The sequence below is a fragment of the Bhargavaea beijingensis genome, assembly GCF_900101985.1.
GTDB lineage: Bacteria > Bacillota > Bacilli > Bacillales_A > Planococcaceae > Bhargavaea > Bhargavaea beijingensis.
In genome coordinates this window covers 133,477-157,144 of the sequence record NZ_FNAR01000001.1, presented here as the reverse complement: position 1 = coordinate 157,144, position 23,668 = coordinate 133,477, and the positions used below count along the sequence as shown (strand labels likewise).

Sequence of the window (23,668 nt, the reverse complement as noted above, 5' to 3'; positions counted from 1 at the left end):
CTCCTTAAATGTAAGAGATGATTGGTATGGTCCGCAGGGAAGTCATACTTCCCCACCTTCCATATCTTATACGTTAGTTATACTTGAAACAAAGGTGAATTTCAATTATTCGCCTTTATTTTTTTTGACGATCTCTTCCCGGATGGACTTAGGCACTTCTTCGTAGTGATCGAACACCATCGAGAATGTACCGCGGCCCTGCGTGTTCGAACGGAGCGATGTCGCATAGCCGAACATTTCGGAAAGTGGAACCATTGCACGGACGACCTGGGCATTACCGCGTGCTTCCATGCCTTCGACACGTCCGCGGCGGGAAGTGATGTCGCCCATGATGTCACCCATGTACTCTTCAGGGATGACGACTTCTACTTTCATCATCGGCTCAAGAAGAACAGGGTTGACTTTCGCTGCAGCATTCTTGACTGCCATGGAAGCGGCAATCTTGAACGCCATTTCGCTGGAGTCGACATCGTGGTAAGAACCGTCGAAGAGCTTGGCTTTGACGTCGATGACAGGGAAGCCTGCAACGACACCGTTTTCGAGTGCGTCTTTTACGCCCGCTTCAACAGCAGGGACGTATTCACGCGGCACGACACCACCGACGATGCCGTTCTCGAATTCAAAGCCTGCGCCTTCTTCGTTCGGGGAGAACTCGATCCAGACGTGACCGAACTGACCGCGGCCACCGGACTGGCGTACGAACTTACCTTCGACCTGGGCAGTCTGGCGGAACGTCTCACGGTAGGATACCTGAGGCGCGCCTACATTCGCTTCAACCTTGAACTCGCGCTTGAGGCGGTCAACGATGATGTCGAGGTGGAGCTCACCCATACCCGCGATGATGACTTCGCCAGTTTCCTGGTCAGTATGCGCGCGGAATGTCGGGTCTTCTTCCTGGAGCTTGCCGAGGGCAATCCCCATCTTGTCCTGGTCGCCTTTCGTCTTCGGCTCGATTGCAACCGAGATGACCGGCTCAGGGAATTCCATCGATTCAAGGATGACGAGTGCTTTCTCGTCGCAGAGCGTGTCGCCTGTGCCTGTATCTTTCAGGCCGACGGCAGCGGCGATTTCACCTGCGTGCACTTCGGAGATCTCCTCACGGGAGTTCGCGTGCATTTGCAGGATCCGGCCGACGCGCTCACGCTTGCCTTTTGTCGAGTTCTGAACATATGAACCGGACTGAAGGATACCGGAATAGACACGGAAGAATGTCAGCTTACCGACGAACGGGTCAGTCATGACCTTGAACGCGAGTGCCGAGAACGGCTCGCTGTCGTCGGCGTGGCGCTCGAGAGCTTCGCCCGTATCCGGGTCGATCCCGTCGATAGCCGGGATGTCAAGCGGAGATGGCAGGTAGTCGACAACTGCGTCGAGGACGAGCTGGACACCTTTGTTCTTGAACGCCGTACCGCAGACAACTGGGTAGAATTCTACCGCTAGCGTCGCTTTACGGATGGCCGATTTGATCTCTTCCACAGAAAGTTCTTCGCCGCCCAGGTATTTCTCCATGAGCTCTTCGTCGAACTCCGCGAGTGCTTCGATGAGCTTTTCACGGTATTCATCTGCCTGTTCCTGGTACTCGGCAGGGATATCTGTAACTTCGATATCTGTGCCGAGGTCGTTACCGTAGATAGTCGCTTTCATTTCGACGAGGTCGATGATGCCGCTGAACTGATCCTCGGCGCCGATCGGCAGCTGGATCGGATGAGCGTTGGCATCCAGACGGTCGTGAAGCGTCTTGACTGCGTAGAGGAAGTCCGCGCCAGTCTTGTCCATCTTGTTGACGAATACGAGACGCGGTACGCCGTAAGTCGTTGCCTGGCGCCATACTGTCTCCGTCTGCGGCTCAACGCCGGACTGGGCGTCAAGGACCGTTACCGCACCATCGAGTACGCGGAGGGAACGCTCAACTTCAACTGTGAAGTCGACGTGTCCGGGCGTGTCGATGATGTTGACGCGGTGGCCTTTCCATGCAGCAGTCGTCGCAGCGGATGTGATCGTGATTCCGCGCTCCTGTTCCTGCTCCATCCAGTCCATCTGGGAAGCCCCTTCGTGCGTTTCGCCGAGCTTGTGGATTTTACCTGTGTAATAGAGGATACGCTCTGTCGTTGTCGTCTTACCGGCATCGATGTGAGCCATGATCCCGATGTTACGAGTGTTCTCCAAGGAGAATTCTCTAGCCATAATGTGTTTCTCCTCCTGTTATGTCGGAATAGAGTGTACTTCGGCTTGAACTTACCAGCGGTAGTGGGCGAATGCTTTGTTCGCTTCCGCCATCTTGTGAAGATCTTCACGCTTCTTCACGGATGCACCCGTGTTGTTGGAAGCGTCAAGAATTTCATTTGCCAGGCGCTCTTCCATCGTCTTCTCACCGCGCAGGCGGGAGTAGTTGACGAGGTAACGGAGGCCGAGTGTTACACGGCGGTCCGGGCGGACTTCAACCGGTACCTGGTAGTTCGCGCCACCGACACGGCGGGCACGCACTTCTAGGACTGGCATGATGTTTTCAAGCGCTGCTTCGAATACTTCCAGAGGATCCTTGCCGGAACGCTCACGGACGATTTCGAATGCGCCGTAGAGGGCTTTCTGGGCTGTACCCTTCTTGCCGTCTACCATGATTTTGTTTACAAGACGTGTCACGAGCTTCGAGTTATAAAGCGGGTCAGGCAACACGTCACGTTTTGCTACTGGACCTTTACGAGGCATGTGTGTTCCTCCTTTCAAACTTTACGACACCTTTGGAAAGGTGATTATTTTTTCGCTTTTGGCTTCTTCGCGCCGTATTGGGAACGGCTCTGCATACGGCCTTGAACGCCGGCTGTATCGAGGGCGCCGCGCACGATGTGGTAGCGGACACCCGGAAGGTCTTTAACACGGCCGCCACGGATCAGGACAACGCTGTGCTCTTGCAGGTTGTGTCCTTCGCCCGGGATATACGCGTTGACTTCGATCGTGTTCGTCAGGCGGACACGAGCATATTTACGAAGCGCGGAGTTCGGCTTCTTAGGCGTCATTGTGCCGACACGAGTGCAGACACCGCGCTTTTGAGGCGAGTTCACATCTGTAAGAGTTTTCTTGAAGCTGTTGTAACCTTTCCCGAGTGCCGGAGACTTCGATTTGGTCGCTTTCGACTTACGCGATTTGCGGACCAGCTGGTTAATTGTTGGCATCGATAGGGTCCTCCCTTCAGTTCTTTTTAATACCACACATCCAGGTGGTTCATTTTAGGGGTAAAAACAAAGTCTTTGCGCAGCATGACGCAAAAACCTACTCAGTAATGGCGATGACCGATGCGCCGACATCGATTCCGTATGCCCGGCCAAGGTCTTTCCTCGTGCCTTCATAGCGTACCGGAATCCCGTTCTCTTCCGCAAGGGACAGAACGTCGCCGATCAGCCGCCCGTCAGTATCCGAAGCGAGAATCACTTCCCGCACCCGGCCTTTCCGGAGCGCCTTTACTGCCTGCTTTATACCGATGATCGTCTGTTTCTGATTCGCTTGTCCATGAGACATGCCATTTCCTCCAAGGAACCAAAAGTCAACTCTCAACCTTGAACATATTATCATCCCTGAAACAGTATGTCAATAAAAAACATATTACTTTTTGGAAGCTGCAGAAGAAGCGGAAAACACGATTTCCGTTCCGGGCCTACCGAAACTGCGTTTGATGCGCGCAAGAAAAGCTTTGCCGCTCAACGCCGCTCTTTTTCCCACTCCGCCTACAGGCAAAAACCCCCGGGAAGCGATGGGCTTCCCGGGGGTCAGGCAACTTATTCGGTTGCTGCGATTTCCTGCTCTTCTTCCATGCCTTCGTAAGTCATTTCGATCTGGCGGTAACGCTGCATGCCGGTGCCGGCAGGAACAAGCTTCCCGATGATGACGTTCTCCTTGAGTCCGAGGAGTTCATCCATCTTGCCTTTGATGGCTGCGTCGGTAAGGACGCGTGTCGTTTCCTGGAACGAGGCGGCCGAGAGGAAGGACTCCGTCTCGAGGGACGCCTTCGTGATTCCGAGGATGACCGGGCGGCTTGTCGCAGGCAGCCGGCCGTCGCGGATGGCATCGAAGTTTGCCTCCGTGAACTGGTGGATGTCGAGCAGCGTGCCCGGCAGGAGGTCGGTTTCGCCGGCTTCGATGACGCGGACTTTGCGCATCATCTGGCGGACCATGACCTCGACGTGCTTGTCGCTGATCTCAACGCCCTGCATCCGGTAGACCTTCTGGACTTCCTTCAGCAAGTATTCCTGGACGGTCTTGACGTCCTTGACGACGATGAGCTGTTTCGGATCGATGGACCCTTCGGTCAGCGCATCGCCGCGCTTGACGGTGTCGTTCAGGCCGAAGCGGAGGCGCGCGTTATACGGCGGTGTATATTTGCGCGTCTCGACTTCGCCGGTGACGGTGATTTCCTTCTGGCCTTCCCGGATCTCTTCGATCTCGGTGATCACACCGTTGATCTCGGAAATGACCGCCTGGCCTTTCGGGTTCCGCGCCTCGAAGATTTCCTGGATACGCGGGAGACCCTGGGTGATGTCGTCTCCGGCAACACCGCCTGTGTGGAACGTACGCATCGTCAGCTGTGTGCCCGGCTCTCCGATCGACTGTGCAGCGATGATGCCGACTGCTTCGCCGACTTCGACCGCTTCGCCTGTCGCCAGGTTCATGCCGTAGCACTTCTTGCAGATGCCGTGTTTCGTGTTGCACGTGAACGCCGAACGGATGGTGACCGTCTCGATGCCCGCATCCATGATCGCGCGTACGACATCTTCGGTGATGAGGCCATCGCGTTCGACGAGCACTTGGCCCGTTTCAGGATGGCGGACCGATTTCTTCGCATGCCGGCCGATAATCCGCTCATCGAGCGTTTCGATGATTTCCGTCCCTTCGGTGAGGGCACTCACTTCAAGGCCGCGGTCGGTTCCGCAGTCGTCTTCGCGGACGATGACATCCTGCGCGACATCGACGAGCCGGCGTGTCAGGTAACCCGAGTCGGCCGTCTTCAGTGCTGTATCGGCAAGACCCTTACGCGCACCGTGCGTCGAGATAAAGTACTCGAGGACGGTAAGGCCTTCACGGAACGACGACTTGATCGGGAGCTCGATGATCCGGCCTGCCGGGTTGGCCATCAGGCCCCGCATCCCCGCAAGCTGCGTGAAGTTCGACGCGTTACCCCGGGCGCCGGAGTCGGACATCATGAAGATCGGGTTCGTGTTCTCGAGAGACTCCATCAGCAGCGACTGGATGGTGTCTTTGGCCTGGGACCAGTACGAGATGACACGGTCGTAGCGTTCCTCTTCGGTGATGAGACCGCGGCGGAACTGCTTCGTGACCTTGTCGACCTTGCCTTGTGCTTCCTGGAGGATTTCCCCCTTGTTCGGCAAGACGACGATGTCCGAAATGCCGATCGTGATGCCGGCACGGGTCGAATATTTGAATCCGAGGTCCTTCATGCGGTCAAGCATCTTGGATGTTTCCGTAATGTGGAACCGCTTGAAGATCTCTGCAATGATGTTTCCGAGAATTTTCTTCTTGAACGGCTGGACAAGCTCCGCTTCCTGGATCTTCGCCTTGACGTCTTCTGTCGGGTTGATGAAGTACTTTTCAGGCGTTTCGACCTGCAGGTTGTGGTCTGTCGGCTCGTTGATGTACGGGAACGACTCCGGAAGGATCTCGTTGAAGATGACCTTGCCGACCGTCGTCATGAGCAGCTGACGGTTTTGCTCTTCCGTGAATGTCGGATTGTTCAGCGATGACGCATGGATGGCGATCCGGCTGTGCAGGTGCACGTAGCCGTTCTGGTAGGCGACCACCACTTCGTCCGAATTGCTGAAGATCATCCCTTCGCCCAGCGCGCCTTTGCGCTCAAGCGTCAGGTAGTAGTTCCCGAGGACCATGTCCTGGGAAGGCGTGACGACCGGCTTGCCGTCTTTCGGGTTCAGGATGTTCTGTGCCGCAAGCATGAGAAGGCGGGCTTCCGCCTGTGCTTCTGCGGAAAGCGGCACGTGGACCGCCATCTGGTCACCGTCAAAGTCGGCGTTGTATGCCGTACAGACGAGCGGGTGGAGGCGGATGGCCCGGCCTTCGACAAGTGTCGGCTCGAACGCCTGGATTCCCAGACGGTGGAGCGTCGGTGCCCGGTTCAGGAGGACCGGGTGTTCCTTGATGACTTCCTCAAGAACATCCCAGACGTCCGAGTGAAGGCGTTCGATTTTGCGCTTCGCGCTCTTGATGTTGTGCGCGAGACCGCGTTCGACGAGTTCCTTCATGACGAACGGCTTGAACAGCTCGATCGCCATTTCGCGCGGCAGGCCGCACTGGTACATCTTCAGGTTCGGCCCGACGACGATAACGGAACGGCCGGAGTAGTCGACACGCTTACCGAGAAGGTTCTGGCGGAATCGGCCCTGTTTACCCTTCAGCATGTGCGAGAGGGACTTGAGCGGGCGGTTGCCCGGACCGGTGACCGGGCGGCCGCGGCGGCCGTTGTCGATGAGGGCATCGACGGCTTCCTGCAGCATCCGCTTCTCGTTCTGTACGATGATTCCCGGTGCGCCGAGATCAAGCAGTCGCTTGAGACGGTTGTTCCGGTTGATCACCCGGCGATAAAGGTCGTTCAGGTCGGACGTCGCAAAGCGGCCGCCGTCCAGCTGGACCATCGGGCGCAGTTCCGGCGGGATGACCGGAAGCACTTCGAGGATCATCCATTCCGGGCGGTTGCCCGAATGGCGGAACGATTCGACGACTTCCAGGCGCTTGATCGCGCGTGTGCGCCGCTGGCCCTGTGCCGTCTTGAGCTCTTCTTTCAGCGCGTCGGCCTCTTTATCGAGGTCGATCTGCTTAAGGAGCCTCTCGATTGCCTCCGCGCCCATGAGCGCGGAGAACTTGTTGCCGTACTTTTCGCGGTACGCGCGGTATTCGCGCTCGGACAGGAGCTGCTTTCGCTCAAGGCCGGTGTCCGCAGGCTCGGTCACAACGTAGGAAGCGAAGTAGATGACTTCCTCGAGCGAACGCGGGGACATGTCGAGAAGAAGCCCCATGCGGCTCGGGATGCCCTTGAAGTACCAGATATGGGATACCGGAGCTGCAAGCTCGATATGGCCCATGCGTTCGCGGCGGACTTTCGCGCGAGTCACTTCAACGCCGCAGCGGTCGCAGACGACGCCCTTGTAGCGGACGCGCTTGTACTTTCCGCAATGGCATTCCCAGTCTTTTGTCGGGCCGAAGATCCGTTCGCAGAACAGGCCGTCTTTCTCCGGCTTCAGCGTCCGGTAGTTGATCGTTTCCGGCTTTTTCACTTCGCCGTAGGACCACGACCGGATTTTGTCCGGGGATGCGAGGCCGATTTTCATATACTCGAAATTATTTACATCTATCAAGGAGCCTACCTCCCTTTAGTCTCAATCTGAACAGGCTCACCGTTCATGGCAATGCAGCTTCACGGGCGGCCCTGCCGCCCGGCTGCAACTTCGTCCGCGTTATTCGGCTCCGATTGTTTCCTGCTCGTTGGCCGGCAGGATGTTCAGCGCATCCGTCGGCTGCAGGTCTTCGTCCTCATCGAGGTCGCGGAGCTCGATCTCCTCGTATTCCTCCGTCAGCATCTTGACATCGAGGCCGAGGGACTGGAGTTCCTTGATCAGAACCTTGAACGATTCAGGGATGCCCGGCTGCGGGATGTTTTCCCCTTTGACGATCGCCTCATAGGTCTTCACGCGTCCGACGACGTCATCGGACTTGACCGTCAGGATTTCCTGCAGCGTGTAGGCTGCACCGTATGCTTCAAGCGCCCATACTTCCATCTCGCCGAAACGCTGTCCGCCGAACTGCGCCTTACCGCCGAGCGGCTGCTGTGTGACGAGTGAGTATGGCCCGGTCGAACGGGCGTGGAGCTTGTCATCGACCATGTGGGCGAGCTTGATCATGTACATGATGCCGACCGACACTTTGCTGTCGAACGGTTCGCCGGAACGCCCGTCGTAGAGGGTCGTTTTACCCGAGCGGTCCATGCCGGCTTCTTCCATGGTCTCCCAGACGTCTTCTTCGTTGGCACCGTCGAAGACCGGGCTCGCCATATGGAGGCCGAGGTAACGCGCAGCCATGCCGAGGTGAAGTTCGAGCACCTGGCCGATGTTCATCCGGGAAGGGACGCCGAGCGGGTTGAGCATGATGTCAACCGGCGTGCCGTCCGGCATGAACGGCATGTCCTCTTCCGGAAGAATCCGGGAGATGACACCCTTGTTCCCGTGGCGGCCAGCCATCTTGTCGCCCACGGAGATTTTCCGCTTCTGGACGATGTACACGCGCACAAGCTGGTTGACACCCGGCGCAAGCTCATCGCCGTCTTCGCGGTTGAACACTTTGACGTCGAGGACGATTCCGCCCGCCCCGTGAGGAACACGGAGCGAGGTGTCTCGCACTTCCCGTGCCTTCTCGCCGAAGATGGCGTGGAGGAGGCGTTCTTCCGCCGTCAGCTCGGTGACACCTTTCGGCGTGACCTTGCCGACGAGGATATCGCCGTCACGCACTTCAGCACCGATGCGGATGATGCCGCGCTCATCGAGGTTGCGGAGCGCGTCTTCACCGACGTTCGGGATGTCACGGGTGATTTCTTCAGGTCCGAGCTTCGTATCGCGGGAGTCTGATTCATATTCTTCAATATGGATCGATGTATACACGTCATCCTTTACCAGGCGCTCGCTCATGATGACGGCATCCTCGTAGTTGAAGCCATCCCATGTCATGAACGCGACGAGGACGTTGCGGCCGAGCGCAAGCTCGCCGTTGTCCATCGAAGGGCCGTCACCGAGTACGGTAAGCGGCTCGACACGATCGCCGACGCTGACGATCGGGCGCTGGTTGTAGCATGTCCCCTGGTTGGAACGGACGAATTTCTCAAAGCGGTAGATGTCGAGGTCGCCCTTGACTTCCTTGCCGTCCACCGTTTCGATGCGGCGGACACGGACTTCCTTCGCCTCGACATGCTCCACGATGCCGTGGTGCCTCGAGACGATCGCCGCGCCCGAGTCGCGCGCCGAGACGTACTCCATCCCCGTGCCGACAAACGGCGCTTCCGGATTCAGGAGCGGAACGGCCTGGCGCTGCATGTTCGCACCCATGAGGGCGCGGTTCGAGTCGTCGTTCTCAAGGAACGGGATGCACGCAGTCGCAGCCGAGACAACCTGTTTAGGCGAGACGTCCATGTAGTCGATCGATTCGCGCTTGAAGACCGAGTTGTCACCGCGGAAGCGGCCGACAACCTCTTCGTTGACGAAACGGCCGTCTTCATCAAGCGGCGCGTTCGCCTGGGCGACGACGTAGTTGTCCTCTTCGTCGGCCGTCAGGTAGTCGATCCGGTCCGTGACGATACCCGTCTCCGGGTCCACCCGGCGGTACGGTGTTTCAATGAAGCCGAATTTGTTCACTTTCGCATAGGTCGAAAGCGAGTTGATGAGCCCGATGTTCGGGCCTTCCGGCGTCTCGATCGGGCACATGCGCCCGTAGTGGGAGTAGTGGACGTCACGGACTTCCATACCGGCGCGCTCACGCGTGAGCCCGCCCGGCCCGAGTGCGGATAGGCGGCGCTTATGCGTCAGTTCCGCAAGCGGGTTCGTCTGGTCCATGAACTGGGACAGCTGGGAGCTGCCGAAGAATTCTTTGATCGATGCGATGACCGGACGGATATTGATCAGCTGCTGAGGCACAATAGATTGTGTATCGTTGATCGACATCCGCTCGCGGACCACGCGCTCCATCCGGGAAAGGCCGATGCGGAACTGGTTCTGCAGCAGTTCCCCGACCGAACGGAGACGGCGGTTTCCGAGATGGTCGATGTCATCAGTCGTGCCGACCTGGTAAAGCAGGTTGAAGAAGTAGCTGATCGACGCGACGATGTCCGCCGGCGTGACGTGCTTCACCGCTTCTTCGACATCTGCGTTGCCGATGACGTTGATGACTTTCTCGTCTTCACTGTTCGGTGCATAGATTTTCACCGAAGAGATCGTGATATCCTCGTCGAGTACGCCGCCGACCGGCTCAAGGGTTTCATAGCCGGCGCCCTGCTCGAGGAACGGGATGATGCGGTCGAGTTCGCGGCGATCGAGAAGCGTTCCCTTTTCCGCAATGATTTCGCCCGTCTCCGGATCAGCGATCGCTTCTGCGAGCGTCTGGTTGAGCAGGCGGTTTTTGATGCTGAGTTTCTTGTTCATCTTGTAGCGTCCGACGTCGGCAAGATCATAGCGCTTCGGATCGAAGAAGCGGGAGTAAAGCAGATTCTTTGCGCTCTCCACCGTTGGCGGCTCGCCCGGGCGGAGACGCTCGTAGATTTCAAGGAGTGCTTTTTCGGTGCTTTCGGTGCCGTCCTTCTCCAGTGTGTTCTGGAGATATTCATTGTCCCCGATCAGATCGATGATTTCCTGATCCGAACCGAAACCGAGCGCGCGCAGAAGGACCGTGACCGGCAATTTGCGCGTGCGGTCGATGCGGACATGGACGACGTCTTTCGCATCCGTCTCGTATTCGAGCCATGCGCCACGGTTCGGGATGACTGTCGCTCCGAAGCCGCGCTTGCCGTTCTTGTCCGTTTTATCGTGGAAGTAAACGCTCGGGGAGCGCACGAGCTGGGAGACGATGACGCGTTCCGCGCCGTTGATGATGAATGTCCCGTTGTCCGTCATAAGCGGGAAGTCGCCCATGAAGACATCCTGCTCTTTTACTTCCTCGGTTTCTTTATTATGGAGGCGGACCTTGACGCGGAGTGGTGCCGCGTACGTCGCATCGCGCTCTTTCGACTCGCCGACCGGATACTTCGGTTCGCTGAGGCTATAGTCGACGAATTCAAGCGAAAGATTGCCCGTGAAGTCCTCGATTGGAGAAATGTCGCGGAACATGTCCCGCAGACCTTCTTCAAGGAACCATTCATAGGACTTCGTCTGGATCTCGATCAGATTCGGGAGCTCAAGCACCTCACTGATCCGCGCAAAACTCCTGCGCTGACGATGTTGACCGTACTGAACTAGTTGACCTGTCAACTGATTCACCCCTCAATTAAAGCGATAATGGGTCTTTGCGGATGCCGGCAAATTGATGTATGATATCCGAAAAGACAAAAAGAAAACGAGTCCGATGCAGAAGCTCATTTTCGGTTTCACCAGGCTTATTCCATTCCGGGCCAGTATTCCCAATTGAAGAGCCAGACTATACGGTATGAATGTCCGGCCCCGGATGCCGCGCGGGCAGCCGGAGGCACTTCAGTCAAAAGGGCACACGACCTCAATTTTATTTGTGCATTTTATTATACTATCATTGAATATTTGTCAAGTCAATGTTTGTCAAGTCATTTTTTAAGCGACCGGTAGATAAAATAGCCTTTTTTCTTGGCTTCGGCCGTAACATTGCCGAAAAGCTCCTGAAGCTTCTTTTCCGTGGACGCGGCGCCCTGTTTTTTCTGGATGACGACCCAGAGCTCGCCCCCTTCGGCAAGAAGGCGGAAGGCATCTTCATAGATCCTGAAGACCGTGTCTTTGCCGGCGCGGATCGGCGGATTGGTCAAAATCGCCGAAAAGCCGGCTCCGCGCACATCCGAACCTGCGTCACTTTCATAGATCTCCGTGTTGCCGGCGCCGTTTGTGCCGGCATTTTCGCGTGCGAGGCCAAGCGCCCGGCTGTTCACATCGACCATATGGACGACTCTGTCCGGCATCAGCCTGGCGGCTGTCAGGCCGACCGGCCCGTATCCGCAGCCGATATCCAGGACATTGCCCGGGATCGCCGGCTCCCTGAACGTGTCGATCAGAAGCCTCGATCCAAAATCAACGCTTTGCTTGCTGAATACGCCCGCATCCGTCTTGAAACGGAACGGGATGCCGCGGAGCGTTGCCGTCCAGGTTTGCGGTGCACTTTCGGTGCCCGGCTTTTTTGAATAATAATGATCCGCCATGCCCGTCGCCTCCGTTCATGAAGATTGTGCCCGGCCGGGGCCGGGAACTGCTGCTCCTATCATACCCTTCGGACATGAATAAAAAAGCCCGTCGAGTTGAGACGGGCTTTTTTGTATGGGAAGCGGGAATTACTTGAGTTCGACGCCTGCGCCGACTTCTTCGAGCTTCGCTTTCATTTCTTCTGCTTCTTCTTTCGCTACGCCTTCTTTGATCGGCTTCGGCGCTTCGTCTACGAGCGCTTTCGCTTCTTTCAGGCCAAGGCCAGTGATTTCGCGGACAACCTTGATGACTTTGATCTTCTGGTCGCCTGCGGAAGCAAGGACAACGTCGAAGTCTGTTTTTTCTTCTGCTGCAGGGCCTGCTGCGCCGCCTGCAACTGCAACAGGAGCTGCTGCTGTTACGCCGAATTCTTCTTCGATAGCTTTGACGAGGTCGTTCAGTTCGAGGACCGTCATTTCTTTGATCGCTTCAATGATTTGCTCTTTGCTCATTGATGTTTCCTCCTAATGGATCGATTTATTTTATGCGGCGATGCCGCGTTCCGTTGGCTCAGGCTGCTGGATTATGCGCCTTGCTCTTCCTTCTGCTCTGCAACCGCCTTCGAAGCGAGTGCAAAGTTGCGGATCGGTGCCTGGAGTACGCTGAGGACCATGGAGAGGAGACCTTCCCGGGATGGGAGTTCCGCCAGTGCCTTGACTTCTTCCAGTGTTGCAACGTTGCCTTCGATGACGCCCGCTTTGATCTCAAGCGCATCGTTGTCCTTTGCGAAGTTATTGATGATCCGCGCAGGAGCGACAACGTCTTCTTTCGAGAACGCAATTGCGTTCGGGCCTGTCATGTACTCGTTGAGTGCTTCGAGGCCTGCTGCTTCAGCCGCGCGGCGAGTCATCGAGTTTTTGTAAACTTTGAACTCGATGCCTTCTTCGCGAAGCTGTTTACGCAGCTCAGTCACTTGCGCCACGTTGAGGCCGCGGTAGTCCACGACAACAACGGATGCCGCTTCTTTCAGCTTGCCGCTGATTTCATCGACGAGCGCTTGTTTCTGTTCGAGAATCTTGCTCATGTCAACACCTCCTGTTAGAGTGGCTCATTTATACCGCATATCAACGGAAAAGCCCTGTATCCGCGAACGCAGACACAGGGCATTAAAGTCGGCTTCATTCAATCAAGCACGTCTTTGTCCTCGGCAGGAAGATTAAGCGGCATGCCGCCCCTGCTGTCTACGGTACAAACGATATTCACAACATCGGCAATATTACCAGACTGCCGTTCTGTTGTCAATGATTATTTTTTGACGAGGACGTTTGCCGCATCGATTTTCACTGCAGGGCCCATTGTAGTCGTCACGTTGACAGACTTCATGTAAGTGCCTTTTGCAGCTGCAGGCTTCGCTTTCTGGATCGTTTCGAAGATGGTTTCGAAGTTCTCGATGAGCTTCTCGTTATCGAACGAAACTTTTCCGATCGGTGCGTGGATGATGCCGGCCTTATCAGCGCGGTATTCAACCTTACCTGCTTTGATGTCCTGGACAGCTTTTGTCACGTCGAACGTGACAGTGCCTGTCTTAGGGTTTGGCATGAGGCCCTTTGGCCCGAGGACGCGGCCGAGCTTGCCGACTTCGCCCATCATGTCAGGAGTCGCAACGACGACGTCGAAATCGAACCAGCCTTGCTGGATCTTTTGGACGTAGTCCGCTTCGCCTACATAGTCAGCGCCTGCAGCTTCCGCTTCCTTCGCTTTTTCGCCTTTTGCGAAAACGAGGACCTTTTGCGTTTTGCCCGTTCCGTTCGGAAGGACGACTGCGCCACGGATTTGCTGGTCGTTTTTACGAGTATCGATCCCGAGACGGAATGCGACTTCGACCGTTGCGTCGAATTTGGTTGTGCTCGTTTCTTTAGCGAGCGCGATTGCTTCTTCTGCGCCGTAGAGTTGTTCGCGGTCTACTTTTTTAGCCGCTTCTACGAGCTTCTTGCCTTTTTTAGCCATGTTTGTTTCCTCCTTGATTGTGGTTATAGCGGATTAACCCTCCCACGAAAAAGGATTGCGGCGTTCGCGTAGAACGGGCGCAACCCTCCTGTAACAGAACAACATCAAGTGAAAGAATCAGTCTTCGATCGTGATGCCCATGCTGCGGGCAGTGCCTTCGACCATCTGCATCGCTGCTTCAACAGAAGCGGCGTTGAGGTCCGGCATTTTAGTCTCCGCGATTTCGCGGACTTTATCACGCTTGACGACGGCAACCTTGTTTTTGTTCGGTTCGCCGGACGCCTTATCGATGCCTGCTGCTTTCTTCAGAAGAACGGCAGCCGGCGGAGTTTTTGTAATGAATGTAAACGAGCGGTCTTCAAAAACCGTGATCTCAACAGGGATGATGAGACCTGCCTGGTCAGATGTCCGTGCGTTGAATTCCTTACAGAAGCCCATGATGTTCACACCTGCCTGACCGAGTGCCGGTCCGACCGGTGGTGCCGGGTTTGCTTTACCTGCAGGGATTTGCAGTTTAACGATTTTGCTTACTTTTTTAGCCACGAGACGCACCTCCTTAAAGTCCGTGATGTGGTAATAGGGTTGCCCCTCCCACTCATATGTGTCTGCCGGCATTGCCGGTAGAATACGGTTGATCCGCAGCAGGCCCATTTTAGGCCTGACCTATGGAATAATACCACTAACGCCTCCCGCATGCAAGCGGGGATGTCAAATTTTACGAATCTGGGCGAAATCAAGTTCCATCTTCGTCTCGCGCCCGAACATCTCGACGGCGACTTTGACTTTGCCCTTGGCCGGATCGACTTCCTCGACCGTGCCCTGGAAGTTCGCGAACGGCCCTTCGAGCACTTCGACAAGTTCGCCTTCTTCGACGTCCATTTCGACTTTGGCTTCCTTCATGCCCATCTGGCGGAGGATAAAGTCGACCTCGTCCGGCATGAGCGGCGTCGGTTTCGCACCGCCGCCGGACGAGCCGATAAAGCCCGTGACGCCCGGCGTGTTGCGGACGACGTACCAGGAATCATCCGTCATGATCATTTCGACGAGGACATATCCCGGGAAAGTTTTTCGCATGACGGTCTTTTTCTTGCCGTCTTTCAGCTCTGTTTCCTGTTCTTCGGGAACGATGACGCGGAAGATCTTATCAAGCATTCCCATCGTTTCGACCCGTTTTTCAAGGTTCGCCTTCACCTTATTCTCGTATCCGGAATAGGTGTGCACCACGTACCAATTTTTCTCCATTCGATCGGACTGGCCGTCCGTCCCTCCCTTTCACTTCCAAATCAACGACTGAGCGCCGGGGCGGCGGTTTCCCGGATGCGGCTCCTCCAATGAGTGTGTCCGCATCCGGCAGACACAACCGCCCCGGACTTCAGCAAAATGAAAAAGCCCGTGCGGTCTTCCAGACGGGCTATTGTGGCCATGTATTCAGACAGCCTGAGTCAGATGCTCAGGAACCAGCGGAACAGCTCCGAAATGCCAAGGTCGATCACTACGAAGAACAAAGCCATGAATACGACCGTCGAAAGAACGACAATCGTGTACTTGGTCAGTTCTTTGCGCTTCGGCCAGCTGACCTTCCGCATCTCGGAGACGACGCCGCTGAAAAACTCACGAATCTTGCCCATTTATCGTAAACCTCCGGATTGTAAATGTGTCTAAGTCAAGTGTGGTTGTGTCACCGGAAGTTCCGGCGTCGCATCACGATTTTCCGCCGGCCGCCGGGTAAGGACGGCCGTGCCGCCGATCCGCGGACCGGTCCGTTTACAGCCTACCACCTGCAAACAAGGCTGTCAACGCGGCCGGGTGCCTACCGGCGCGCCCCCGCGGCGGCAAGGTGCTGCTCCAATTTCCTCTTGATCCGCTGGAGGGCGTTATCAATCGACTTCACCTGGCGGTCGAGCTTGTCCGATATTTCCTGGTAGCTGCGTCCCTCCAGATAAAGGGCGAGCACTTGCCGTTCCAGTGTGCTCAGGACGTTGTTGACCTCTTCCTCAAGCCGGTGGAAATCCTCCCGGTGAACCATGAGATCCGCGGGGTCGTCCAGCTCCGGCCCCGTCAGCATATCCAGAAGCGTCCGCTCGGACTCATCCTCGTAGACCGGCTTGTCAAGTGAGATCGACGAATTGAGCGGGATATGCTTTTGGCGCGTCGCAGTCTTGATCGCTGTGATGATTTGCCGCGTGATGCAGAGCTCCGCAAAGGCGCGGAATGAGCTGAGCTTATCCGGGCGAAAGTCCCGGATTGCCTTGTACAGGCCGATCATCCCCTCTTGGATGATGTCTTCCCGGTCCGCTCCGACCAGGAAGTATGAGCGCGCTTTCATCCGGACGAAATAATGATACTTCCGGATCAGGTAATCGAGCGCGTCCGACCTCCCGGCATGCACCAGCCCGACAAGCGACTCATCGCTATGGTTTTCAAACGATTCCCCCAAAACCTCTTTCCGGCTGTCAATCATCATTTCAGATCACCCCGGTCCCCCACGAATTTAATGACAAGTGTACAGGAAGGAAAATATTGTCGTCAACTGCTCATTTGAGTCCGCGGCGCCATTTTTCGAAAATTTCGGCCACATCGTCGCTGAGCGGGATCTTGGAGAACGGCCGGTTTTCGCGGATTTCCTTCACCCGTTTTGCAATGCCGTCACGGACTTCACCCATTTCGAGCCGGAGTTCGCGGGCGGATTTCCGGAGGGCGCCCTGCGCGAAAATGACACGTTGCTCGGTAAAGTCCGATGTGGCGACATGCACCCGGGTCCGCCGGTTTCCGAGTTCGGAGGCCAGGCGCTCGATGCGTTCATCAGCCGTCTCATTCTCCCTTGTATAGATCACTTCGACATCCCGCCGCCGCTCCGGCTTCGGAATGCCCGGGACGTACTGCGCATCGAAGACGACAATCACCCGCCAGCCCGTATACGCCCGGTATTCCGCCATCATCTCGACGAGCAGGTCGCGGGCATCCTCAAGCCGGGCATCCCGGAGCATTTTCAGCTCCGGCCAGTCGCCGATGATGTTATAGCCGTCGACGATCAGGACGTCCATCACTGACCGCCTTCCGGATCACGCTTGCGGAACACTTCGTACATGAGAAGGGCCGCCGCGACGGAGGCATTCAGGGAATTGACGTGGCCGACCATCGGAAGGCTGTACAGGAAGTCGCATTTGTCCCGGAGAAGACGGCTCATGCCGCGGCCCTCACTGCCGATGATGACGGCGAGCGGCAGGCCGGCATCCATGCTGCGGTAGTCCGCCTCCCCTTTGGCATCCGTGCCGGCAATCCATACGCCGCGGCCTTTCAGTTCATCCACGGTGCGTGCCATATTGCCGACCCGCACGACCGGGACATGCTCGATCGCGCCGGTCGACGCCTTGGCGACCACGCCGGTCAGGCCGACGGAACGCCTCTTCGGAATCATGATGCCGTGGACGCCGGACGCATCTGCCGTCCGGAGGATCGATCCCAGATTGTGCGGGTCCTCGAGCTCGTCCAGGATGAGGAAAAACGGATCCTCACCGCGCTCCTCCGCCCGGCGGAACAGATCATCCATTTCCGCGTAGCCGTACGCGGCAACCGAAGCGGCGACACCCTGGTGGGTCAGCTCGGTCAGTTGGTCGAGCTTTTTCTTCGGCACCTGCTGGACAACCGTGCCGGATTCTTTTGCAAGCCGGCGGATATCCGAAGCAAAGCCCTTCTGCATGCCTTCGGCAATCCAGACTTTGTTCAGCTGTCGCCCGGAACGCAGCGCCTCGAGGACGGGATTGCGCCCCGCAATGATTTCTTCTTCACGGTTCGTCACCGCACTTCCCCTCCTTTCGATTCGGCAAAGTCGATGGCGTATCGGATCACTTCGTCCAGCCGCTCTTCATTCCCGAGCAGATGCAGATAGCCGACCAGCGCCTCGAAAGCCGTGCTGTAATTGTACGTCTGTATGTCGGTGTTTTTCGGGGCATGTCCCGATTTGGCATTGCGCCCCCGGCGGACGACCGCGGATTCCGCTTCCTCGAGGAATCCGCCCTCCTCCATCGAGAGAATGATCGCCGCCTGGGACTTTGCCGATACGTAGCCGGTCGCAAGCCGGTGAAGGGTGTTCGGCTTCGCCCGCCCGGAGCGGATCAGGTGCTCGCGGACAGCGACTTCGTAGACCGCGTCCCCCATATAGGCGAGCGCAAGCCCGTTTAGCTGGCGGATGTCGCCATCACTGATTCCGGCCATCCGATCAGCCCCTCTTCCAGCGGACGCCCTGACGGGTATCCTCAAGGACGATGCCCTGGCTCAGCAGGTGATCACGAATTTCGTCAGCGCGCTTGAAATCACGGTTTTTACGTGCCTCTTCGCGTTCGGCAATCAATGCATCGACTTCCTCTCCCGGAAGTTCATCCGCCGTCTCAAGGGAGATGCCGAGCACGCCGGCAAGTTTGCCGAATGTGCCGAGGAATGCCTGGAGCACGTCTTTCTGGGTGTTTTTCTCGTTCAGGTAGGTGTTGGACAATCGGGCCAGATCGAAAAGTGCAGCAATGGCGTTTGCCGTGTTGAAGTCATCGTCCATGGCATCTACGAACGCCTTCTCCGCTTCCGTGATCCGGTGAAGCCAGACGTCGGCCTGGTCGCCGTTGTCCGCTGTCTGCCCGAGGCGGAACATGAGGTTGCGGTACGCCGTCCGAAGCCGCCCGAGCGCGCTTTCCGCATCTTCGATCACTTCCGATGAGAAGTTGATCGGGTTCCGGTAATGGACGGTCAGCATAAAGTAGCGCAACACCTGCGGGTCGATCTTCTGCCGGAGATCGTGGACAGTGATGAAGTTGCCGAGTGATTTCGACATTTTCTCGTTGTCGATATTGACGTAGCCGTTGTGCATCCAGTAGTTGGCGAAAGTCTTGTCGTTGTGCGCTTCGCTCTGGGCAATTTCGTTCTCGTGGTGCGGGAATGTCAGGTCCTGGCCGCCGGCGTGAATGTCGATCGTGTCCCCGAGCACTTCCCTCGCCATGACTGAGCACTCGATGTGCCAGCCCGGCCGGCCCGCGCCCCACGGGCTTTCCCACGAGACCTCACCGGGCTTCACGCCCTTCCAGAGGGCAAAGTCGAGCGCGTCCTCCTTTTTCTCTCCCGGCTGGATGCGCGCGCCGACCTTGAGCTCGTCGATCGACTGCTGGGATAGCTTGCCGTAGCCGTCGAATTTTCTCGTCCGGTAATACACATCGCCGCCCGACTCGTAAGCATAGCCCTTGTCGATCAGCACACCGATAAAGTCGATGATGTCCCGTATATGCGCTGTGACGCGCGGATGGTCGTCCGCATGGCGGCAACCGAGCGCCTCGATATCCGCGAAATACGCGGCGATGAACCGCTCCGTCAGTTCGCCGACTTCTTCGCCATGCTCATTTGCCGCCTTGATGATCTTGTCGTCGACGTCGGTGAAGTTTGAGACATAATGGACATCGTAGCCCTTGTACTCCAGGTAATTGCGGACCGTGTCGTAGACGATGACCGGACGCGCATTGCCGATATGGATGTAGTTGTAGACGGTCGGGCCGCACACATACATCTTCACTTTCCCTTTTTCGATAGGGACAAACGGTTCTTTTTGTCTGGTGAGAGTATTGAAAATCTGAATGGTCATCGTCGCTCCTCCTTCAACTGCTCCTGCAGCCGTTCCAATTCGTTGTTAAGTCGCTTGATCTTCACTTCCAGCATGTCGCACTTGTCTGCGACCGGGTCCGGGATATCCTGGTGGTCCAGTTTCCTGGTCACCTTGACGCCATTCCGGACGACGACCGTTCCCGGAATCCCGACGACTGTCGAGTTCGGCGGCACGTCTTTCAGCACGACCGATCCCGCGCCGACTTTGACGTTGTCGCCGAGCGTGATCGAACCGAGCACCTTAGCCCCGGATGCAATGAGTACATTGTTGCCGAGCGTCGGGTGGCGCTTCCCTTTTTCTTTGCCGGTCCCACCAAGGGTCACACCCTGATAAAGCGTCACGTCATCGCCGATCACGCACGTCTCCCCGATGACGACACCGGAGCCGTGGTCGATGAAGAACCGGCGGCCAATGACCGCACCCGGATGGATTTCGATTCCCGTCAGGAACCGGACGAATTGGGAAACGACCCGAGCAAGGAAGCGCAGTCCTCTCGTGTGAAGAAAATGGGCGACCCGGTATCCCCAAATCGCATGGAGCCCGGCATATGTCAGGACAATCTCAATTGAACTCCTTGCCGAAGGGTCCTGATCAAAAATCGTCGAGATGTCTTCTTTCATCCTCTTGAACATGGTTAAACATTCCTCCAAAATCCGAAAAACGGCTGCAGTTGCGCCCCGGAGCTCCGCCAAAACAAAAAGCGTCTCTGTCAGCTGACAGAGACGCCTCGTATGCGCGGTTCCACTCTGGTTTGGGAGGAGCAGAAAGCCCCTCCCCCCTCGGTGCCCGTAACGGGGGCAAGACGGCCGGCCTACTGGACTTCGGCTCGGCGCTCCGAGGTGCATTTCCGCGCGCAGCGGCCCGGGCCGCTTTCAGCCGGCGGCGGCCCTCTCTGACGAGCATGCGCAACGTACTTCTCCTCTTCGTCGCTTTCGGTATGTTGAATCCTTATTGACCTTTATTGTACTTGGGGAACGCGGAATGTCAATTGATTGAACCGTATGCGGCGAATGCCCGGTATATTCAGCCCGCGTACGCGGAGACGCGGCGGATGACCTTGTCGCGGCCAAGGAGGGAAATCGCTTCCTGAAGCTCAGGGCCGTGTGTCTGGCCCGTCGTCACGACGCGGATCGGCATGAAGAGATTCTTGCCTTTGTGGCCGGTTTTCTTTTGTACGGCCTTGATGGCGCCCTTGATCGATGCCGGGTCAAACGACTCAAGCTCTTCAAGCTTCGCCTTGAATGCCGTCATCACTTCCGGAACCTGTTCGCCGGACAGAACTGCTTTCGCTTCTTCATCGTATTCAATCCCGTCGTTAAAGAACTGGGCGGACAATTCGACAATTTCCGCGCCGAAGCTCATCTGCTCCTGGTACAGGGCGATCAGGCGCTCCGCCCATTCGCGTTCTTCCGCGGACAGCTCTTCCGGCAGGCGGCACGCCTTCTGGAGATGCGGAAGCGCCAGCTTCACGACTTCCTCGAGCGGCAGCTGCTTGACGTACTGGTTGTTCATCCATGTCAGCTTCTGCTTGTCGAAAAGCGCAGGCGACTTTGACAGGCGGTCCGCTTCGAACATTTCGATGAACTCGTCCTTCGAGAAAATCTCCTCCTCGCCCTTCGGCGACCAGCCGAGCAGCGCGATAAAGTTGAAGAGCGCCTCCGGAAGGTATCCGAGCTCTTCGTACTGTTCGATAAACTGGATGATCGATTCGTCACGCTTCGACAATTTCTTGCGGCTTTCGTTCACGATCAGCGTCATGTGGCCGAACGTCGGCGGCTCCCAGCCGAACGCCTCGTAGATCATCAGTTGCTTCGGTGTGTTGGAGATGTGATCATCCCCGCGGAGCACGTGAGAAATCTTCATGTAGTGGTCATCGGCCGCCACCGCGAAGTTATAGGTCGGCACGCCGTCCTTTTTCACGATGACCCAGTCGCCGATATCGCCAGACTCGAACGACACCTCATCCTTGACCATGTCGTGGAATTTGTACGTGCGGCCTTCCGGAACAGCAAAACGGATGCTCGGCTTGCGGCCCTCCGCCTCCAGTTTCGCGCGGTCGTCGTCTGTCAGGTGGCGGCACTTGCCGCTGTAGCGCGGCATTTCCCCGCGTGCCTGCTGGGCTTCGCGCTCGGCTTCAAGCTCGTCTTCGGTGCAATAGCACTTGTAGGCCAGACCCTTTTCCAGGAGCCCGCCGTACAGTTCCTTGTATAGGTCGTTTCGCTCCGACTGGCGGTACGGACCGTACTCGCCGCCGACATCAATGCTCTCGTCCCAGTCGATGCCAAGCCACTTCAGATAGCGGAGCTGCGATTCCTCGCCGCCCTCGATGTTGCGCTTCGCGTCGGTGTCTTCGATGCGGATGATGAACTTGCCGCCGTTGTGGCGTGCGTAAAGATAGTTGAAGAGCGCCGTCCGGGCGTTCCCGATATGCAGATGCCCCGTCGGGCTCGGCGCATAGCGTACACGAACTTCCTGTGTCATAGATGGTTCCTCCTGTTCGTTCGAACATGTTTGCTCCGTCCATTTTACCACAGCATGTGTGGTTTTAAAGCGCCAGGTTGCTGCCGCTGGCGGCCGTGACCAATCCTGGTATGCCGGGAAGTCGGGTGGCAGGGGTTTTGGAGGGAGAACTTTTTGGGGGCGAGGGGATTTTAGTACGCGAACTTTTGCGATTCGTACGCAAACCACGGGGGGCGAGGGTTTTTCGCACGCGAACTTTTGTGATTCGTACGCGAACCACGGGGGCGGGGGGGTTCGCACGCGAACTTTCGCGATTCGTACGCGAACTTTTTGTGATTCGTACGCAAACCACGGGGGCGAGGGTTTTTCGCACGCGAACTTTCGCGATTCGTACGCGAACCCTTAACCCCCTTTTTCACGCAAAAGGCCGCCCGTCAATGGCGGGCGGCCCTGTTCTTATGCTTTCTCCAATAAAATCACCGCAAGTGCGGCGATGCCTTCTTCCCGGCCGACAAAGCCGAGCTTTTCGGTCGTGGTTGCCTTGACGTTCACCTGCGCCACATCCGCATGAAGCAATTCCGCGATGCGGGCGCGGATCTTGTCGATATGAGGCGCCATTTTCGGGCGCTGGGCCATGATCGTGCAGTCGACATTACCGAGCTTCCAGCCCTGCGCTTCGACATCTGCCCACACACGCTCCAGCAGCACCGCGGAATCCGCGTCCTTGAACGCCTCGTCGGTGTCCGGGAAGTGATGGCCGATATCCCCCCTGCCGATGGCGCCAAGCGCCGCGTCGGTCACGGTATGGAGCAGCACATCCGCATCCGAGTGGCCGGTGAGGCCGCGCTCATGCGGGATGGTGACGCCGCCGATGATGAGCGGGCGCCCCTCCGCGAATTCATGCACGTCAAACCCTTGTCCGATCCTGATCATTCCATCTCCTCCTGCCGTTTCAGCAGCGCCTCGCCGATCGCGAGGTCCACCTTGGTCGTCATCTTCAGATTATCATACGTGCTCCCGACGACGCGGACGGGATGTCCGAGCCGTTCGACAAGCATCGATTCGTCCGTCCCGATGAACCCTTCTTCCAGCGCTTTTTCCTCCGCTTCGGCCAACAGGCCCGCGCGGAACGCCTGCGGGGTCTGGACAAGCCAGACAGTGCTTCGGTCCGGCGTGGATTCCACGATGCCGTCCGCAACCTGCTTGACGGTATCCTTGGACGGAACCGCAGCAATCGCGGCACCGTGTTCCCGAACCGTCTCCGCCAGTTCCCGGATCACCCGGCGTGAAAGAAAGGGCCGCGCGGCATCATGGACCATGATGACCGAGTCATCCTTGCCGCCCGCTTCCATGAACGCACGGACGCAGGCGCGCACGCTGTCCTGGCGCTCTCCCCCGCCGGCCGGCATTGCCGTGACTTTCGTGATGCCATGCGCTGCCAGCATCTCCCTGATCCGCTCCCGTTCGTCCGGGCGAACCGCAAGGATGATTCCGGCGCAGTCCGGATCATTCTGGAACACGGAAAGCGTCCGGACCAGGATCGGCTTTCCCGCAAGCGGAAGGAACAGTTTGTTCTCCCTTGCCCCCATCCGCCGGCCGCTTCCCGCAGCCGGCAGCATGACTGTGTAGTCCATGTGATTTCCACTCCATC

At 57.2% G+C, this 23,668-nt stretch carries 22 protein-coding genes and 1 other annotated feature; all 22 genes read right to left on the bottom strand.

The features are described 5' to 3' along the window. Positions 1-105 precede the first annotated feature (105 nt). The 22 genes from fusA to ispD all read right to left on the bottom strand — a co-directional run bounded on the left by fusA (position 106) and on the right by ispD (position 23,651). The gene (gene fusA / locus BLT01_RS00795; protein WP_092093197.1) at positions 106-2,184 is read right to left on the bottom strand and encodes an elongation factor G; all 2,079 of its coding nucleotides are present in this window, start codon (positions 2,182-2,184) and stop codon (positions 106-108) included. 51 nt (positions 2,185-2,235) lie between these two features. Next, positions 2,236-2,706, bottom strand: coding sequence for a 30S ribosomal protein S7 (gene rpsG, locus BLT01_RS00790; RefSeq protein ID WP_092093194.1), 471 nt, complete (start codon positions 2,704-2,706; stop codon positions 2,236-2,238). A 44-nt stretch (positions 2,707-2,750) separates the two neighbouring features. Beyond that, positions 2,751-3,170 (bottom strand): 30S ribosomal protein S12, encoded by a 420-nt coding sequence (gene rpsL, locus BLT01_RS00785; protein ID WP_092093189.1) that lies wholly within the window; start codon positions 3,168-3,170, stop codon positions 2,751-2,753. 97 nt (positions 3,171-3,267) lie between these two features. Then, positions 3,268-3,513: a ribosomal L7Ae/L30e/S12e/Gadd45 family protein gene (locus BLT01_RS00780; RefSeq protein WP_092093185.1), complete on the bottom strand. Its 246-nt coding sequence runs from the start codon at positions 3,511-3,513 to the stop codon at positions 3,268-3,270. 257 nt (positions 3,514-3,770) lie between these two features. Next, positions 3,771-7,373 carry a DNA-directed RNA polymerase subunit beta' gene (rpoC, locus tag BLT01_RS00775; RefSeq protein WP_092093180.1) on the bottom strand — a complete coding sequence of 1,201 codons (3,603 nt, stop codon included), beginning with the start codon at positions 7,371-7,373 and terminating at the stop codon, positions 3,771-3,773. 99 nt (positions 7,374-7,472) lie between these two features. Further along, positions 7,473-11,021: a DNA-directed RNA polymerase subunit beta gene (rpoB, locus tag BLT01_RS00770; protein ID WP_092093176.1), complete on the bottom strand. Its 3,549-nt coding sequence runs from the start codon at positions 11,019-11,021 to the stop codon at positions 7,473-7,475. Positions 11,022-11,326: 305 nt separating this feature from the next. Continuing rightward, entirely contained in the window at positions 11,327-11,929 is a 603-nt protein-coding gene (locus tag BLT01_RS00765) for a class I SAM-dependent methyltransferase (RefSeq protein ID WP_092093171.1), read from the bottom strand. 129 nt (positions 11,930-12,058) lie between these two features. Beyond that, entirely contained in the window at positions 12,059-12,421 is a 363-nt protein-coding gene (rplL, locus tag BLT01_RS00760) for a 50S ribosomal protein L7/L12 (protein WP_092093166.1), read from the bottom strand. Between the two features lie 71 nt (positions 12,422-12,492). Beyond that, entirely contained in the window at positions 12,493-12,993 is a 501-nt protein-coding gene (gene rplJ / locus BLT01_RS00755) for a 50S ribosomal protein L10 (RefSeq protein WP_092093161.1), read from the bottom strand. Between the two features lie 36 nt (positions 12,994-13,029). After that, positions 13,030-13,174: a sequence feature (ribosomal protein L10 leader region), on the bottom strand. A gap of 40 nt (positions 13,175-13,214) precedes the next feature. After that, on the bottom strand, positions 13,215-13,916 hold the full coding sequence (rplA, locus tag BLT01_RS00750; protein WP_092093157.1) for a 50S ribosomal protein L1: 702 nt from the start codon (positions 13,914-13,916) through the stop codon (positions 13,215-13,217). Between the two features lie 117 nt (positions 13,917-14,033). Further along, positions 14,034-14,459 (bottom strand): 50S ribosomal protein L11, encoded by a 426-nt coding sequence (gene rplK, locus BLT01_RS00745; RefSeq protein ID WP_143020570.1) that lies wholly within the window; start codon positions 14,457-14,459, stop codon positions 14,034-14,036. A 165-nt stretch (positions 14,460-14,624) separates the two neighbouring features. After that, positions 14,625-15,158 (bottom strand): transcription termination/antitermination protein NusG, encoded by a 534-nt coding sequence (gene nusG, locus BLT01_RS00740; protein WP_092093153.1) that lies wholly within the window; start codon positions 15,156-15,158, stop codon positions 14,625-14,627. 200 nt (positions 15,159-15,358) lie between these two features. Then, positions 15,359-15,544: a preprotein translocase subunit SecE gene (gene secE / locus BLT01_RS00735; protein WP_092093148.1), complete on the bottom strand. Its 186-nt coding sequence runs from the start codon at positions 15,542-15,544 to the stop codon at positions 15,359-15,361. A gap of 182 nt (positions 15,545-15,726) precedes the next feature. Continuing rightward, on the bottom strand, positions 15,727-16,377 hold the full coding sequence (sigH, locus tag BLT01_RS00730; RefSeq protein ID WP_092093917.1) for an RNA polymerase sporulation sigma factor SigH: 651 nt from the start codon (positions 16,375-16,377) through the stop codon (positions 15,727-15,729). A gap of 73 nt (positions 16,378-16,450) precedes the next feature. Further along, positions 16,451-16,960: an NYN domain-containing protein gene (locus tag BLT01_RS00725; protein WP_092093144.1), complete on the bottom strand. Its 510-nt coding sequence runs from the start codon at positions 16,958-16,960 to the stop codon at positions 16,451-16,453. Then, on the bottom strand, positions 16,960-17,715 hold the full coding sequence (gene rlmB, locus BLT01_RS00720) for a 23S rRNA (guanosine(2251)-2'-O)-methyltransferase RlmB (RefSeq protein WP_092093141.1): 756 nt from the start codon (positions 17,713-17,715) through the stop codon (positions 16,960-16,962). The genes BLT01_RS00725 and rlmB overlap by 1 nt, the downstream gene beginning before the upstream one ends. Next, positions 17,712-18,131, bottom strand: coding sequence for a Mini-ribonuclease 3 (locus tag BLT01_RS00715; protein WP_092093137.1), 420 nt, complete (start codon positions 18,129-18,131; stop codon positions 17,712-17,714). The genes rlmB and BLT01_RS00715 overlap by 4 nt, the downstream gene beginning before the upstream one ends. Before the next feature lie 4 nt (positions 18,132-18,135). Then, positions 18,136-19,536 carry a cysteine--tRNA ligase gene (cysS, locus tag BLT01_RS00710; protein WP_092093134.1) on the bottom strand — a complete coding sequence of 467 codons (1,401 nt, stop codon included), beginning with the start codon at positions 19,534-19,536 and terminating at the stop codon, positions 18,136-18,138. Next, positions 19,533-20,189 carry a serine O-acetyltransferase gene (gene cysE / locus BLT01_RS00705; protein WP_092093130.1) on the bottom strand — a complete coding sequence of 219 codons (657 nt, stop codon included), beginning with the start codon at positions 20,187-20,189 and terminating at the stop codon, positions 19,533-19,535. The genes cysS and cysE overlap by 4 nt, the downstream gene beginning before the upstream one ends. A 391-nt stretch (positions 20,190-20,580) precedes the next feature. Further along, positions 20,581-22,038, bottom strand: a complete 1,458-nt coding sequence (gene gltX / locus BLT01_RS00700) for a glutamate--tRNA ligase (protein ID WP_092093127.1) — start codon at positions 22,036-22,038, stop codon at positions 20,581-20,583. A 435-nt stretch (positions 22,039-22,473) separates the two neighbouring features. Continuing rightward, positions 22,474-22,950: a 2-C-methyl-D-erythritol 2,4-cyclodiphosphate synthase gene (gene ispF, locus BLT01_RS00695; protein ID WP_092093124.1), complete on the bottom strand. Its 477-nt coding sequence runs from the start codon at positions 22,948-22,950 to the stop codon at positions 22,474-22,476. Beyond that, on the bottom strand, positions 22,947-23,651 hold the full coding sequence (gene ispD, locus BLT01_RS00690) for a 2-C-methyl-D-erythritol 4-phosphate cytidylyltransferase (RefSeq protein WP_092093120.1): 705 nt from the start codon (positions 23,649-23,651) through the stop codon (positions 22,947-22,949). The genes ispF and ispD overlap by 4 nt, the downstream gene beginning before the upstream one ends. Between the last annotated feature and the right edge of the window lie 17 nt (positions 23,652-23,668).